This window comes from Cupriavidus consociatus, from assembly GCF_017814975.1.
Lineage (GTDB): Bacteria > Pseudomonadota > Gammaproteobacteria > Burkholderiales > Burkholderiaceae > Cupriavidus > Cupriavidus consociatus.
This window is the reverse complement of the sequence record NZ_JAGIQA010000017.1, coordinates 23,845-37,584: the sequence shown is the minus strand read 5'-3', so window position 1 is coordinate 37,584 and position 13,740 is coordinate 23,845. Positions and strand designations below refer to the sequence as shown.

At 68.5% G+C, this 13,740-nt stretch carries 12 protein-coding genes; 5 read left to right on the top strand and 7 right to left on the bottom strand.

Features of this window, described 5'->3' with window-relative positions; translation table 11 throughout:
• Window positions 1-2: 2 nt before the first annotated feature.
• Together egtB and J8I82_RS22575 are read right to left on the bottom strand one after the other, a co-directional pair.
• The gene (gene egtB / locus J8I82_RS22580; RefSeq protein WP_209761111.1) at window positions 3-1,292 is read right to left on the bottom strand and encodes an ergothioneine biosynthesis protein EgtB; all 1,290 of its coding nucleotides are present in this window, start codon (window positions 1,290-1,292) and stop codon (window positions 3-5) included.
• Between the two features lie 238 nt (window positions 1,293-1,530).
• Window positions 1,531-2,151, bottom strand: coding sequence for an FMN-dependent NADH-azoreductase (locus J8I82_RS22575; protein WP_209761110.1), 621 nt, complete (start codon window positions 2,149-2,151; stop codon window positions 1,531-1,533).
• Window positions 2,152-2,269: 118 nt separating this feature from the next.
• Here J8I82_RS22575 and J8I82_RS22570 point away from each other — a divergent pair, with 118 nt between their 5' ends.
• From J8I82_RS22570 to J8I82_RS22560, 3 genes are all read left to right on the top strand, one after another.
• Window positions 2,270-3,217, top strand: coding sequence for a LysR family transcriptional regulator (locus tag J8I82_RS22570; protein WP_209761109.1), 948 nt, complete (start codon window positions 2,270-2,272; stop codon window positions 3,215-3,217).
• Between the two features lie 220 nt (window positions 3,218-3,437).
• Window positions 3,438-3,857 (top strand): DoxX family protein, encoded by a 420-nt coding sequence (locus tag J8I82_RS22565; RefSeq protein ID WP_209761108.1) that lies wholly within the window; start codon window positions 3,438-3,440, stop codon window positions 3,855-3,857.
• 100 nt (window positions 3,858-3,957) lie between these two features.
• The gene (locus J8I82_RS22560; protein ID WP_209761107.1) at window positions 3,958-4,524 is read left to right on the top strand and encodes a DUF4136 domain-containing protein; all 567 of its coding nucleotides are present in this window, start codon (window positions 3,958-3,960) and stop codon (window positions 4,522-4,524) included.
• 6 nt (window positions 4,525-4,530) lie between these two features.
• On the opposite strand, the gene J8I82_RS22555 is transcribed toward J8I82_RS22560, so the two are convergent.
• The gene (locus tag J8I82_RS22555) at window positions 4,531-5,751 is read right to left on the bottom strand and encodes an EAL domain-containing response regulator (protein WP_209761106.1); all 1,221 of its coding nucleotides are present in this window, start codon (window positions 5,749-5,751) and stop codon (window positions 4,531-4,533) included.
• A 237-nt stretch (window positions 5,752-5,988) separates the two neighbouring features.
• Between J8I82_RS22555 and J8I82_RS22550 the strand changes: the two genes are divergently transcribed.
• The gene (locus J8I82_RS22550; RefSeq protein WP_209761201.1) at window positions 5,989-9,519 is read left to right on the top strand and encodes an FtsK/SpoIIIE family DNA translocase; all 3,531 of its coding nucleotides are present in this window, start codon (window positions 5,989-5,991) and stop codon (window positions 9,517-9,519) included.
• Window positions 9,520-9,545: 26 nt separating this feature from the next.
• Window positions 9,546-9,911 carry a cupin domain-containing protein gene (locus J8I82_RS22545; RefSeq protein ID WP_209761105.1) on the top strand — a complete coding sequence of 122 codons (366 nt, stop codon included), beginning with the start codon at window positions 9,546-9,548 and terminating at the stop codon, window positions 9,909-9,911.
• On the opposite strand, the gene J8I82_RS22540 is transcribed toward J8I82_RS22545, so the two are convergent.
• Genes J8I82_RS22540 through J8I82_RS22525 form a run of 4 tightly spaced genes read right to left on the bottom strand, consistent with a single transcriptional unit; the run spans window position 9,896 to window position 13,532 of the window.
• Window positions 9,896-10,492, bottom strand: coding sequence for a peroxidase-related enzyme (locus tag J8I82_RS22540; RefSeq protein ID WP_209761104.1), 597 nt, complete (start codon window positions 10,490-10,492; stop codon window positions 9,896-9,898). The genes J8I82_RS22545 and J8I82_RS22540 overlap by 16 nt on opposite strands.
• Window positions 10,489-11,022, bottom strand: coding sequence for a CMD domain protein (locus tag J8I82_RS22535; protein ID WP_209761103.1), 534 nt, complete (start codon window positions 11,020-11,022; stop codon window positions 10,489-10,491). The genes J8I82_RS22540 and J8I82_RS22535 overlap by 4 nt, the downstream gene beginning before the upstream one ends.
• 40 nt (window positions 11,023-11,062) lie before the next feature.
• Window positions 11,063-12,529, bottom strand: coding sequence for an FAD-dependent oxidoreductase (locus J8I82_RS22530; protein WP_209761102.1), 1,467 nt, complete (start codon window positions 12,527-12,529; stop codon window positions 11,063-11,065).
• Complete coding sequence (locus J8I82_RS22525) at window positions 12,522-13,532, bottom strand: LysR family transcriptional regulator (RefSeq protein ID WP_209761101.1); 1,011 nt, start codon at window positions 13,530-13,532, stop codon at window positions 12,522-12,524. The genes J8I82_RS22530 and J8I82_RS22525 overlap by 8 nt, the downstream gene beginning before the upstream one ends.
• Between the last annotated feature and the right edge of the window lie 208 nt (window positions 13,533-13,740).

The following is a 13,740-nucleotide window of genomic DNA, read 5'->3' as shown; positions in this document are numbered from 1 at the left end:
GTCTAGGCGTCGTCCGCCAGCCGCACGCCCGTGAACTGCCAGCGCTGGTGCGGATAAAAGAAGTTGCGGTAAGTTGCCCGGATATGCGATTCGGGCGTGACGCACGACCCGCCGCGCAACACCATCTGGCTGCTCATGAACTTGCCGTTGTACTCGCCCACCGCGCCCGCGTTCGGGCGGAAGCCGGGGTAAGGCAGGAAAGCGCTGCCGGTCCATTCCCAGACATCGCCGAACATCTGGCGCAGCACGCCCGACGTGTTCTGCCGGTCCGGCAGCGGCCGCAGCGCGCGGCCTTCGACAAAATTCCCCGTCGCCGGCAGGCTGCGCGCGGCATGTTCCCACTCGGCTTCGGTAGGCAGGCGGCGCTCGGCCCAGCGCGCAAAGGCGTCGGCCTCGTAGAAGCTGATATGCGTGACGGGACTGTCCGGATCGACCGGATGCATGCCGCGCAGCGTCATCTGCCACCACGTGCCTTCGCGCGCTTCCCAGTACAGCGGCGCCTGGATGCCTTGCTCGCCGACCCAGCGCCAGCCGTCGGACAGCCACAGGCCGGCGGTCTGGTAGCCACCGTCGTCGATGAACTCGAACCACTGGCGGTTCGTGACCGGGTGAGAGCATAGCGTGAACGGCTGCAGGTAGACCTTGTGGCGCGGCGCCTCGCAGTCAAAGGCAAAGCTGTCGCCGCGATGGCCGATCTCGACCACGCCGCCGTCAAAGCCGATCCAGTCGGGCGCCGGGCGCGGGTCCGCGATCACCGGCTCGGGCAATTCCGGCGCAAAGGCCGGCCGCAGCGGATTCTGCGCGAACAGGTGCAGGATGTCGGTCAGCAACAGTTCCTGGTGCTGCTGCTCGTGCTGCAGGCCGAGCATGATCAGCGCTGCCTCGGCGTCGGTCTGGGCGCTGCCGAGCAGCGCCATCATCGACTCGTCCACGGCCTCGCGGTAGGCCAGCACCTCGTCCAGCGACGGGCGCGTCAGCAGGCCGCGCCGCGGGCGCGGATGGCGCGGGCCGACTGCCTCGTAATAGGAGTTGAACAGGTAGCGGTAGTCCGGATCCACCGGCTCGTAGTCGGGGATGCGCGCGGCCAGCACGAATTCCTCGAAGAACCAGGTGGTGTGCGCCAGGTGCCATTTCGCCGGACTGGCGTCGTCCATCGACTGCACGGTGGCATCGGCATCGGACAGGTCGGCCACCAGCGTCTCGGTGCTGGCGCGGACGTGGCGATACTGCGAAAGCAGGGCGGGTTCGTGCGGGGGATGGAGGGCGGCGGCGGGCAACAGGGCTGAAGTCATGCGGGCTCCCGGAATGGATCGATCGATGACTGCGGGCGGCCTGCCGGCGCGTCCTAGCTGCCTGCGCCAGCGTGCCGCCAATGGCACGCGGGGCGCCGTAGCGCCCCGATCCATCATAGACCCGATCCGTTGCCGGGGCGAGCCGGCGCCGTCCTACACGGCGCGCCGCGGCCCGCTGGCTTCAGTCAGCCTTCAGTCAGCCTTCAGTCAGCCTTCAGTCAGCCATTCCAGCCAGGCATCAGGCGGCCAGCGGGGTGGCGTCGTTCAGCGCCGCGATTTCGGTGCGGGCGTTGGCCAGCCCGGCTTCGCGGAACTGCGGACCCATGGCCAGGCCGTGGGCGCGCACGTAGGTGATATCGGTGATGCCGAGGAAGCGCAGCACCACGTCTACGGTGACTTCGTGCAGGTCCAGCGCATTCGCATCCTGGCGCACGCCGCCGCGCGACGACACCACGATCACGCGCTTGCCGCCGGCCAGGCCGACCGGGCCGTTCTCGGTGTACTTGAAGGTGCGGCCAGCCTGCGCGATGCGATCGATCCAGGCCTTGAGCTGGCTCGGGATGCCGAAGTTGTACTGCGGCACGCCCAGCACCAGCACGTCGGCGGCGAGAAATTCGGCCAGGAACTGCTCGGTGCGCTCCAGATCGGCTTGCTGCACGGCGTTCAGGCCATCCTTGGGACCGCCCAGCACCGGCAGCAGGTTGCCCGACAGGTGCGCCGGCGCATCCTGGTCCAGGTCGCGCACGGTGACCTTGGCCTCAGGGTTGGCCGCGACCAGATCGGCCACCACGCTGGCGGTCAGGTTGCGGGAAACGGAGTTGTCGCCGAGGACGCTGGAATCGATCTGCAGGATGTTCATGTCTTTCTCCACGAAGGGGCGGTTGCGATGGAGGAAAGATACTGGCTGGCTATTGGTATCGGTAGTGAGGCAAAATGCAAATCATTGTTCTATCGATGCAACACCACACCCAACCGTCATGCAAGACCTCAACGACCTGTCCCTGTTCGCGCAGGTGGTGGAACACGGCAGCTTCTCGGCGGCCAGCCGCGCCACCGGCGTTCCCAAGTCGCGCCTGAGCCGGCGCATCGCCCAGCTGGAACGCGACCTGGGCGTGCAACTGCTGCGTCGGACTACGCGGCAGGTGCGCGTGACGCCGCTTGGCGAGTCGTTCTACGACCGTTGCCGGGCCATGCTCAACGAGGCCCAGGCCGCGCGTGAAGTGATCGAGCAGGCGCGCGAGCAACCCGGCGGCACGTTGCGCGTCAGCTGCCCGGTGGCGATCGCGCAGATCCTGCTGGCCCCGGCCATCGGGCATTTCATGCGGGCCAACCCTGCGGTGCGGATCGAACTGGAGGCGACCAACCGGCGTGTCGACGTGATTGCGGAAGGCTTCGACCTGGCGCTGCGAGTGCGCGAGGTGATGGAAGACTCGAGCCTGGCCGTGCGCACCTTCGGCGAGAGCCAGTTGATGCTGGTGGCGAGTCCCGGGCTGCTCGACAGCATCGGCCGGCCGCGCTCGCCGCAGGCGCTCGACGGCATGCCTGGCGTGGGCCAGCACCCGCATGACGGCAAGCATGTCTGGACGCTGCGCTGCAAGCCCGGCGAAACCATCCAGATTGGCTACGATCCGCGCCTGGTCACCGATGAATTCGCGCTGCTGCGCGAGGCCGCGATCGCCGGCGTGGGCGTGGCCATGCTGCCTCGCATGTATTGCCGCGATGCCATCGACAGCGGCCAGCTTGAACTGCTGCTGCCCCAGTACGAGATGCCGGTCGGCACGCTGCACGCGGTATTCCCGTCGCGCAAGGGCGTCACGCCGGCGACCCGGCGCTTTCTCGATTTCCTGGGCGAGATCCTGCCCGAGTGCGCGCGCAAGGTCGGCATGGTCGAGCCGAGGCAGCCGGCCATGCACAGGGTGGTCTAGCGCCCGACCCGCCAGGGTAGGTGTGGCGCGATCGGCGAGAGGCCCGGACGCGGCGCGGATGGTGGCCGCCGCGGGCATCGGCGCGCCGCCGGTAAGTCTGACAATTGCGGCTTTACCTTCACGCCGGCTCGCACTAAGGTACAGGGGCGGCACCTGCGCGTGAGGGTAAAGGCGCATGGGAGCCGGACCGTTCCCGAACAACTCGGCAAGGAGAATGGCCATGGGTGGCTCTCAGGGTTCCCAGGATTTGGGCAAGGCGCTGCTGCGCATCGTGCTTGGCGTACTGATCCTGATGCACGGCATCGCCAAGGTGACCGGCGCATCCGGCATCGGTTTCGTGTCGAAGGTGGTCGCGGATGCGGGGTTGCCGGCCTGGGTCGCCTATGGTGTCTATATCGGCGAGCTGGTGGCGCCGATCCTGCTGATCATCGGCTTGTGGAGCCGGCTGGCGGCGATCGTCGTCGCCGTCAACATGCTGTTCGCGATGTTCTTGGTGCATAGCAAGCAGTTCGGGATGCTGGCCGATACCGGCGGGTGGGCGCTGGAACTGCAAGGCATGTTCCTTGGGGCTGCGCTGGCGGTGGCGTTGCTGGGCGCCGGCAGGTTCAGCGTGGGCGGCATCAACGGAAAGCTCAACTAGCTTCCGGCGGGTTCGGCGCCGCGCGGCACCGTGGCGTTCCGGTGCCGTGGATGGCAAGGTTGCCGCGCGGACGCGTGACTGCGGCCTCTGGAGACGTAACGTGAAATCCTTCCGGCTGTCCTTTCCGCTGGTAGCGGTGGCGCTGACCGTGGCAGGCTGCGCCAGCGCTCCCGACATCAAGACCGACTACAACCGCTCGGCCAACTTCAGCGCCTACCGCAGCTTCGGCTTCGTCGAGCATCTGGGTACCGACCGGCAGGGATACGAGAGCCTGACCACCCAGTACCTGAAGGGTGCGGTTCAGCGCGAGATGACCGCGCGCGGCTACCGCTACGCGCAGCAGTCGCCGGACCTGCTGGTCAATTTCAACGCGCGGTTGCAGGAAAAGGTCCAGGTCAGCCCGGCGCCGGCGCCGATGATGGGCTATTACGGCTATCGGGGCGGCCTCTATGCGCCCTGGCCCGGCTACGGCTTCTACAACGACGTCTATACCTACACCGAAGGCACGCTCAATATCGACCTGGTCGATGCCCGCGAGAAGAAGCTGGTGTGGGAAGGCGTGGCGGTGGGCAGCGTGGATACCGGCGGCAAGGCCGATGCGCAGCAGCGCATCGACAAGGTCGTGGGGCAGATCTTTGCCAAGTACCCGTTTCGCGCGGGGCAATGACCTGCGCTAGCCGGGGCGCGGGGCGCGCTCGATCGCCCCGGCGATAAAGGCGTCAATGGGCTTGGGCGCCGACCACAGGTAGCCCTGGCCGAGCGGACAGCGCAGCGCGCGCAGTGCTGCCCGCTGCGATTCCGTTTCCACCCCTTCGGCCACGCATTCCAGCCCCAGGTCGCGCGCCATGGCGATCATGTGGCGGCAAATGGCTTCGCGCTGGCCGTGGCCGTCGATCTGCGCCACGAAATAGCGATCCAGCTTGAGCTGGGTGAAGGGCAGGTCCGCCAACAGCTTGAGTGTGGCGATGCCGATGCCGAAATCGTCGATCGCCACCCCGTAGCCCATCAGCCGCAGCCGGTTCAGCGCGACCGACAGCGCCACCGTGTCGGGCACGGGATAGCCTTCGGTCAGTTCCACCGTCAATGCGCGCGGCGACACGCCGCTGGCCGTTACCAGCGTATCGAGCTGTTCCAGCACGCCCGGCCGGCACAGGGTCTGCGCCGAGGCGTTGATGCCCAGCGCGATGTCGATGCCAGCGGATTGCAGCTGCTGCTGCGCCGCCAGGCATTGGCGCACAACGAATGCAAACACCGTGTCGGCGGCATCCAGTGCTTCCAGGCGCGGGATAAAGGCATCAGGCCGCAGCAGTCCGTGGACCGGATGGCGCCAGCGCACCAGCGCTTCGGCGCCTGCCAGCCGGCCGCTGGCAAGATCGTGCTGCGGCTGCAGCATCATCAGCAGGCCGTCTCCGGAGCGCGCCGCGGCGGTCAGCTCGGCATCGTCGGGCAAGCAGGGGGGCATCTGTGCGTCGACTTCCGGGCCGGGCGCCAGCGCGGCGGCCAGTACCTCTTCCACGGCATCGCGCGAGAGCGGCTTGCGCAAGGCAAGCACGCGCGCAATGCCCGCGTCATGCGCCAGGCTCCGGTTCGATTCCAGGATGTCTTCGGCCAGCGCGGTCACCCAGACCCAGACCGGCGGTGCCGCGGCAAACGCCTGCTCGCCGCGGCGATGCAATTGGGCGATCAGTTCCGGGCCATTGCCGCCGGGCATCTCGATGTCGCACAGCACGGCATCGAACGGCTGGCGCCCGAGCAACTCGGCGGCCTGCATGCCGCTCTGCGCCGACACCACGGTCTGCACCCCCAATTGCCGCAGCAGTCCCTCGGCCGCGAGCCGCTGGAACGGATGGTCTTCGACAACGAGGATGCGCAGGGTAGCGTAACGGATCGGCATGGGAGGGGAGGGCGCGGCGAGCGCATCCGGGCATGGTAGCGCGGCATCTGCGCGCCGGCCAGCGGTGGGGCGACCGCGCCGGGCGGCGCAGCCGATCTGTCGCCATGACGCAGCGAAAACGGCGATAAAAGCCTGTGAAACGCGCTGCGTTACGAATATTTGCGCTTTCCGGTTCAATGACCCGCTGTCATACCCGCTACAATCGCTGCCCGTAGTTTTGAACATGGCATGTCGATAATGGGTTTGGGCTGGTTCGGATTCTCGACTTTCTGGGTGCTGCCGCTGGTCTGGCGGCTGGCCGGGCGCTGGCTTGCCGGCGATCGCCGGCTGGCCGGGCCGGGCTCGCTGCGTACCTGGCTCGGAACGCTGGCCGTGCTGTGTGCCAGCGCCAGCCTTGAGGCGCTCACCGGCGGGGCCGACCCGGAGTCCACCGCGGGCGGTTCCGCGGGACGCGCGCTTGCTGGCATGTTCGGCAACCTGTTCGGCTGGACCGGTGCCTTGCTGCTGATGCTGGGCGTGCTGGCGCTGGCGGCACCGATGGTGTTCGGCGAAACCTGGCGCAGCCTGTTCGCTCGCAAGCCGCGCCGCGCGGCGGCCCCTGATGCCCCGGCCGACGAGCCGGCGCCTGCCTACACCAATCCGTTTGCCAATACCTTCACGCCGCCGGCGCCGCGCGAAGCCGAGCGCCGTGAGGCGGCCACCGGCGCCCAGGGCAGCTGGAGCCCGCCGCCCCAGCGCCACCGCAGTTTCGAAGCGGTTTCGGCGCGGCGCCAGCCCGCCTGGCAGCCGCCGCGGCGTACCCGTGAATCGCCGCCCCAGCCGGGCGAACTCTGGCTGCATGCTGCCGATGCGCCGGCGGCAGGCAAGACCGTGCGCGCGGCGGGAACCTCCGCTGCGGCGGGCGCGGCCCAGGCCGTTGCGCAGGCGTCGCCGGCGCCACGGCCCGCGCCGGCGACGGCGCCGCGCAAGCCTGCGGCACCGGCACCGGCACCGGCACTGGCACCGGCACCGGCACCGGCACCGGCACCGGCAGCGGCGGCTGCCCGTCCATCGCAAGCCCCGCGCGCGACCGTGGTCAGCAGCCCGTTCCGGCAACCTCAGCCACTGGTGCGCTCGTCGATCACGACATTGCCGGAGTCGCAGGCCAAGGCGGCAGCATCAGCGCCAACGGCGCCGTCGGTGGCACTCGCGCCTGCCTGCGCGGATGCGCCTGCTGCTGCGGCCAGCATTGTCCAGGCAGCGATCGAACCGGCGGTTGCCATCGCCGAGCCGGTGGTGCCGGACATGCCGGACATGCCGGACATGCCGGTGGCCGAGGCCGACACGCCCGTCGCAGCTGACGCGGTTTTGATCGAGCCCGACACCGCGGCGCCGGTAGACGCGGCAGAGGAACTGGCCGCGCTGCCGCCGTCTATCGACAAGGACATTGCCGCGGACATCGACGCCGTCACGTTGGCAGCAATCCGGCAGGAAGCGCTGGACCTGTTGGCCGAGTTGCAGGCGCTGGCGGGCAAGGCTGGCGAGCAGCCTGTGTCCGTCCAGGAAGTCGCCGAAGTCCCTGAATTCTCCGCAATAGCGCCGGCGGTGGCCGACCTCGCCGACGCGACGGCTGCTGCGGCCCAAATCGATGCTGCGCCGAAGGCCGGTGCAGACCGCCTGATCCAGGCAGACGAAACACAGCTGGAAAGCCAGCCAGCGGGCGCAGTGCCATCTGACGACACTCGCGATGTCGGTGCCGTGGCACAGGCAGTCGCTATCACGGCGATGGAGGAGGGGAGGGAGGCTGCACCGGATTCGGCCCACCCTGCCGCCGACCGGGACCCGGAAACGCTGATGGACGGCAACGGTCTGGTTGGCGAAACCGTTGCAGAACCTGCTGTTGAGACGGAAGTCGCTGAGGCCTTTGATGCCGCTAAGGCCGTTGCAACCGCCGAGGTCGTTGCAACCGCTGAAGTCGTTGAAACCGCTGAAGTCGTTGAAACCGCTGAGGCCGTTGAGTTGCCTCAGGTCGTTGAAGCGGTTGAGACTGTCGAAACAATCGAGTCAACTGAAGCCATCCAGCCGGAAGAAGAAGTAGCGGCGGCCGCGGCTGCGGTCGAGGCGGCAGCAGAACCTGCGGAAGCTACCGTGGTACCCGAGCCGGTACCGCCCGCGATCGCCGCGCCAGTGGCCAAGCCCCGCATCGTGCTCCCCGCCGTAGTCGGCCGCACGGTGCCGCTGGCCACGAGCCAGCCCGCGCCCCCACCCGCGCCGGTTCCCGTACCGCCCGCGCCCCGCCCGCCGGTCGACTACCGACTGCCGCCCGCCGACCTGCTGGAGAATCAGCTCGACAGCGGCGAACAGGTGTCGGAAGAGCGCCTGCGCGAAACCGGTGAACTGATTGCGCAGCGCCTGGCCGAGTTCAAGGTGCCCGTCGCCGTGGTCGGCGCCGATGCCGGCCCGGTCATCACGCGCTTCGAGGTAGAGCCCGCCATGGGCGTGCGCGGCGCACAGGTCGTGGGCCTGATGAAGGACCTGGCCCGCGCGCTCGGCGTGACCTCGATCCGCGTGGTCGAGACCATCCCGGGCAAGACCTGCATGGGCCTGGAGCTGCCCAATGCGCGCCGGCAGATGATCCGGCTGTCCGAGATCGTCCAGGCCGCCTCGTTCCAGGCGCACCATTCGCGCCTGGTGCTGGCGATGGGCAAGGACATCACCGGCAACCCGGTGGTCACCGACCTGGCGCGCGCACCGCACCTGCTGGTGGCAGGCACCACCGGCTCGGGCAAGTCAGTCGCGGTCAACGCAATGATCTTGTCAATGCTGTACAAGGCCACGCCGGAAGATGTGCGCCTGATCATGATCGACCCCAAGATGCTCGAGCTCTCGGTCTATGAGGGCATCCCGCACCTGCTGTCGCCGGTGGTCACGGACATGAAGCAGGCCGCGCACGCGCTCAACTGGTGCGTCGGCGAGATGGAAAAGCGCTACAAGCTGATGTCGGCGCTGGGCGTGCGCAACCTGGCCGGCTACAACCAGAAGATCCGCGCCGCCGAGGCTGCGGAGCGCAAGGTGCCCAACCCGTTCTCGCTGACGCCGGATGCGCCCGAGCCGCTGTCGCGGCTGCCGATGATCGTGGTGGTGATCGACGAGCTGGCCGACCTGATGATGGTTGCCGGCAAGAAGATCGAAGAACTGATCGCGCGCCTGGCCCAGAAGGCCCGCGCCGCCGGCATCCACCTGATCCTGGCGACGCAGCGCCCGTCGGTCGACGTGATCACCGGGCTGATCAAGGCCAATATCCCGACGCGTGTCGCGTTCCAGGTTTCGTCCAAGATCGATTCGCGCACCATCCTCGACCAGATGGGCGCCGAGAGCCTGCTCGGCCAGGGTGACATGCTGTTCCTGCCGCCGGGCACCGGCTACCCGCAGCGCGTGCATGGCGCCTTCGTCGCCGACGAGGAAGTGCACCGCGTGGTGGAGCACTGGAAGCAGTTCGGCGAGCCGGATTACGACGAAGCCATCCTGGCCGGCGACCCGGCCGAAGCCGGCAGCGCAGACCTGTTCGGCGAAGGCGGCGGCGATGGCGAAGCCGACCCGCTGTACGATGAAGCCGCGTCCTTCGTGCTGACCAGCCGGCGCGCCTCGATCTCGGCAGTGCAGCGCCAGCTGCGCATTGGCTACAACCGTGCCGCGCGCCTGATCGAGCAGATGGAAGTCGCCGGGCTGGTATCGCCGATGGGCCGCAACGGCGCGCGCGACGTACTGGCGCCGGGGCCGGCGGACTGAGTCAACGATAACCTGTGGAGACGGTGATGGCGCTCGAGCATGGAAGCTTGCTGGCCGATGTGCCGGTGAACCAGGCGGAGGAAGTGTCCCAGCCGCTGCTGGCACGGCCTGGCCTGGCGGTCGAGCGGATCGTCTCCAACGGGCAGGCCAGTCCGGCAGGGTTCTGGTACGACAGCGCGCAAGCCGAGTGGGTGCTGCTGGTCAGCGGCAGTGCTGCGCTGGAAGTGGAAGGCGAACCGGCATTGCGGGTGATGCAGCCGGGGGAATGGCTACACCTGCCCGCGCATTGCCGGCATCGCGTGGCGTGGACCGATGCGGCGCAGCCTACGGTGTGGCTGGCGGTGCATTACGATGCCGGCGACAAGGCGCCAGCGCCTCAGCCCTCAGCCTGATCCGGAAACACCGGCTCCCCAAGATTCAACATCAACCGGTTTGCCCACGCAAAGATCGCGACCGAGTGGATCAGGTCGAGGATCTCCGCATCCGTCACCCCAGCATCGCGCAGCGGTTTGAGCTGTGCCGCGGTCACCTCCGCCGGCCGCTCCGTCAGCGCGATCGAGAACTGCGCGATCGCCTTTTCCCGCTCGGTAGTGCCGGCAGTGCGCGGATCCTCGAACACTTCCCTGATCACGTCGTTGCGCTTGGCCAGCTGCTCGAAGCGCTGCGCATGCACCGAGGCGCAGTACACGCAGCCATTGATGCGCGACACCACCGTGGTTGCCAGCTCGCGCTCGGCGCGCGGCATGCCGCCGGGCGCGTACATGATGGCATTGAAGGCAGTGGAGCGCTGGCGCAGGATCTCCGGCTGGTGCACCAGGAAGCGGTAATAGTCCTGCACCTTGGCCTTGGGATGGCTTTCCTCGAGCACGGCGATTTGCTCGGGCGTGGCCTGGTCCAGTTCGACGATATCGAGCCAGGCCTTCCAGTCCAGCACTTCATTGGTAAAGCCGTGGGATTGGATGATCTCGCTCATGCCTGGGCTCCTGCGGTGTCGTTCAATGCTTTCAAGGCGTCCAGGCCGGCTACCAGCCGAACCTGGTACGACAGGAAGGCAATCAGCTGCGCCAGCGTGACCACGGCGGGTGTGCTCAGTCCCGCTGCGGGCAGCGCCTGCAACGCGGCCTTGTCGCCTTCGACAGGCTTTTCGATCAGTGTGCGGGTGAATACCAGCATCGCGCGCAGGCGCGGCTCGGTGATGTCCTGAAGCTGGCCTTCGGCTGCGGCGCGCACGTGCGCTGCATCGGCGCCAAGTTGTTCCAGCCGCGCGCGGTAGTGCGCCGCCAGTGCCGCGGACGGCGTCAGGCGCGCCGCGTACAGCGCGACCAGCAAGCGTTCTTCGAGCGACAGGCCGGGCAGGGCCGGGTCGAACAGGGCGTCATGGCTGCCCTGGGTGGCAGCCACGACCTTGTGGCGCTGGTGGCGCAGCGCATGCGTGGCGCTGCCCGGCGCCAGGCCGGTGAGCTGGTCGATCAGGTCGACCGCGGGGGTGGGGGTCTGGGTCATCGGACTCTGTTGGTTCGGGTATCGGTTCATGTGATTACGGTCAGGCCTGCGCGGCGCGATGTGCCGGCGGCAGCGCCGGGCTCCATTCGTCGCCGAAGACCTCGGGTTCGGCAAAGGCCTGCAGCGCGGCGTAGTGCAGTTCGACGTCTTCCTGGTACAGCAGCGCGGCGATGCCCTGGCCGAGCCGGCGCGCGCCGTCGCTGATCGCCGGGATATCGCCGGAAATGGTGCCGTGGGACAGCGCCGCCGGGTAGCAGAAGCAGTGGATGCGCGACAGGCCAGGGCACGCGCCCTGGGTCTTTTCCTGGAATTCGAACGCTTCGCCCAGGTCCGGCGAGTCGGACAGCTCGCGGTCTTCCTGGCCTGCCGGCGGCACATAGCGGTCGCGCCAGTAGCGGATATGCGGGGCGAAGGTGGCAAATTCCGCACGGGTTTCCAGGTCGATGCGGAAGCCCGTCGAGAAGATCAGGAAATCGAGTTCGTACGTGCCGCGCGGCGTGCCGATGTGCAGCACATCGCCACGCACTTCGACCGATTCCAGCGCCGCGCCCAGATTGAAATGCGCATTGGCGTGGCGCGACACCCGCAGCGTGCTGCCGCGCGGCGGCGGCACCTGCTCGGTGTTGATGTAATTTCGCAGCCGCCATTTCCAGGCATCGGGGAGGCCATAGTGGCCGTGGGTCAGCCCCGGATTGCCGGCGCCCTTGCTCTTGTTGACGCGCGGGATGTCCTGGCGTCGCACCAGCAGCTCGACGCTGGCCGCGCCGGCTTCGAGCGCGGTGGCGGCGCTGTCCATCGCCGACGCGCCGGCGCCGACCACGCCCACGCGCTTGCCGCGCAGGTTGGCGTAATCCATCTCGTCGGACGAGTGCGCCCACAGGTGGCGCGGCAGCGCCTCCGCCAACGGCGGTACGTAGGCGCCGCCGAGGCCGTCGCGCCCGGTCGCCAGCACCACGCGGCGTGCGAGGACAGTCAGCGGCCCTTCGGGAGATCGCATCGCCAGCGACACCAGGCCATCGGCGCGCGGCACGATCTGTTCGACACGGTGCTCGTTGCGGATGTCGAGGTCAAGCACCTGTCGATACCAGCGCAGGTAGTCCATCCATTGCAGGCGTGGGATCTTGTCCAGTGCCTGCCACGCGGCCTCACCGAACTGCGCCTCGAACCAGGCGCGGAAGGTCAGCGCCGCCAGCCCCAGCGCGGGCCCGGTCAGCTGCTTGGGCGAACGCAGCGTTTCCATGCGCGCCGTGGTGGCCCATGGGCCTTCGAAACCCGCCGGCGCGCGGTCAAAGGCGCGCACGCGGATGCCAAGGTGCGCCAGCGTGGCGCTGGCCGCCAGGCCGGCCATGCCGCCGCCGATCACGGCGACGTCGAGCACATCATGGCCGTCATGGGTACGCGGCATGGTCCACGGCTTGGCGGGCAGTTCCAGCCAGGACAGGTCCTGGCGCAGGCGCGCCTCGAGGGCGGGCAGGCCGGCGGGGGTGGGCGTGTTGGGGTCAGTCATGGCTGGGAAGATCGGTGTCCGTTGGAAACAGGTCGGTGCCAGCGCCGCTGTCGCCGTACAGCGATTGCAGCAGCGCGCCGTGCTCGGCCGGGTCGCGCAGCAGCAGGTCCGGCAGCAGCGCCGCGGCGGCGTCGGCCACCGCCTGCACCAGGGCCAGCACGGCGGTGCTGGCCGGGCGCGCCTGCGGCGTGATGACGCCGAAGTAGAACGGGATATCCGCGTCGATCGGGCGCACCGCGATGTCGGTCAGCGGCAGCCCGCGCGCGGTCACGGGCTCCAGCAGCGCAATGCCGAGGCCGGCGCGGACCAGCGTCAGCGCGTTGATCGAGGTGTTGGTGTCAATCACGCCGGCCGCAGGCACGCCCGCACTGGCCAGCGCCCGGTCCACGCGGCGGCGCAGCCGGTAGGGGTTCTGCATGGTGACGATGCGGCGTGCGCGGCAATCCTGCAATGAAATCGCTGCTTGCGCCGCGAGCGGATCGTCGCCGCGCACCGCCGCCACGCATGCCGACTGGCCGATCCAGTGCACGGTCACGCCGCGGTGCTCCAGCGGCAGGCTGTTCAGCCCGATGTCGGCGGCGCCGGTCAGCACGGCATGCACGACCTGTTCCGGCGATACGCCTTGCACGGCCACGCGTTCCGGCGCGCACACGCCGCGCTCGAACGCCAGCGCCAGCGCGGACGGCAGCAGGCCGGCGGCCAGTGCCGGCGTGGCGGCGATGCGCAATGGCCGGCCGTCGCCGCGTGCCAGTGCCGCGGCGCGGTTGCGGATCTGCTGCATGCCGGCCAGCGTCTGCTCGACCTCGTCGTAAAGCAGGAAGCCCTGTTCCGTCGGACTGACGCGCGGACCGCTGCGGGTGAACAGCGCAAAGCCGAGTTCGGCCTCCAGTTCCTGGATCAGGCGCGTGATGGCCGGCTGCGAGCGGCCGAGCAGGCGGCCCGCGGCGGTGACGCTGCCGGTGGTCACGACGGCGGCGAAGGCTTCCAGTTGCCGGATTTCCATTGGAGGTGGGTGTTCGCGATGTATGTCTAATCTGGATTCTGACGTGTTCATCATGCAGATGGCAAATACTATTTCGGGATAAGGCTATGCCGCGGCTATGATGTAGAGATGCCGGACGCACACCGGCCCATTAAAAGGACGGACGTGTTTGGCTGGCTCCGTGGCGATCGGCAGATCCATGAGAAAACCACGCGGTGGCGCGTGGCGC

Bases quoted from the DNA above. Each gene is read 5' to 3' on its own strand.
- J8I82_RS22540 (WP_209761104.1), bottom strand. From the start codon at position 10,492: ATGAGCGAGATCATCCAATCCCACGGCTTTACCAATGAAGTGCTGGAC.
- J8I82_RS22545 (WP_209761105.1), top strand. From the start codon at position 9,546: ATGGCGCTCGAGCATGGAAGCTTGCTGGCCGATGTGCCGGTGAACCAG.
- J8I82_RS22530 (WP_209761102.1), bottom strand. From the start codon at position 12,529: ATGACTGACCCCAACACGCCCACCCCCGCCGGCCTGCCCGCCCTCGAG.
- J8I82_RS22550 (WP_209761201.1), top strand. From the start codon at position 5,989: ATGGGTTTGGGCTGGTTCGGATTCTCGACTTTCTGGGTGCTGCCGCTG.
- egtB (WP_209761111.1), bottom strand. From the start codon at position 1,292: ATGACTTCAGCCCTGTTGCCCGCCGCCGCCCTCCATCCCCCGCACGAA.
- J8I82_RS22575 (WP_209761110.1), bottom strand. From the start codon at position 2,151: ATGAACATCCTGCAGATCGATTCCAGCGTCCTCGGCGACAACTCCGTT.
- J8I82_RS22565 (WP_209761108.1), top strand. From the start codon at position 3,438: ATGGGTGGCTCTCAGGGTTCCCAGGATTTGGGCAAGGCGCTGCTGCGC.
- J8I82_RS22555 (WP_209761106.1), bottom strand. From the start codon at position 5,751: ATGCCGATCCGTTACGCTACCCTGCGCATCCTCGTTGTCGAAGACCAT.
- J8I82_RS22570 (WP_209761109.1), top strand. From the start codon at position 2,270: ATGCAAGACCTCAACGACCTGTCCCTGTTCGCGCAGGTGGTGGAACAC.
- J8I82_RS22525 (WP_209761101.1), bottom strand. From the start codon at position 13,532: ATGGAAATCCGGCAACTGGAAGCCTTCGCCGCCGTCGTGACCACCGGC.
- J8I82_RS22535 (WP_209761103.1), bottom strand. From the start codon at position 11,022: ATGACCCAGACCCCCACCCCCGCGGTCGACCTGATCGACCAGCTCACC.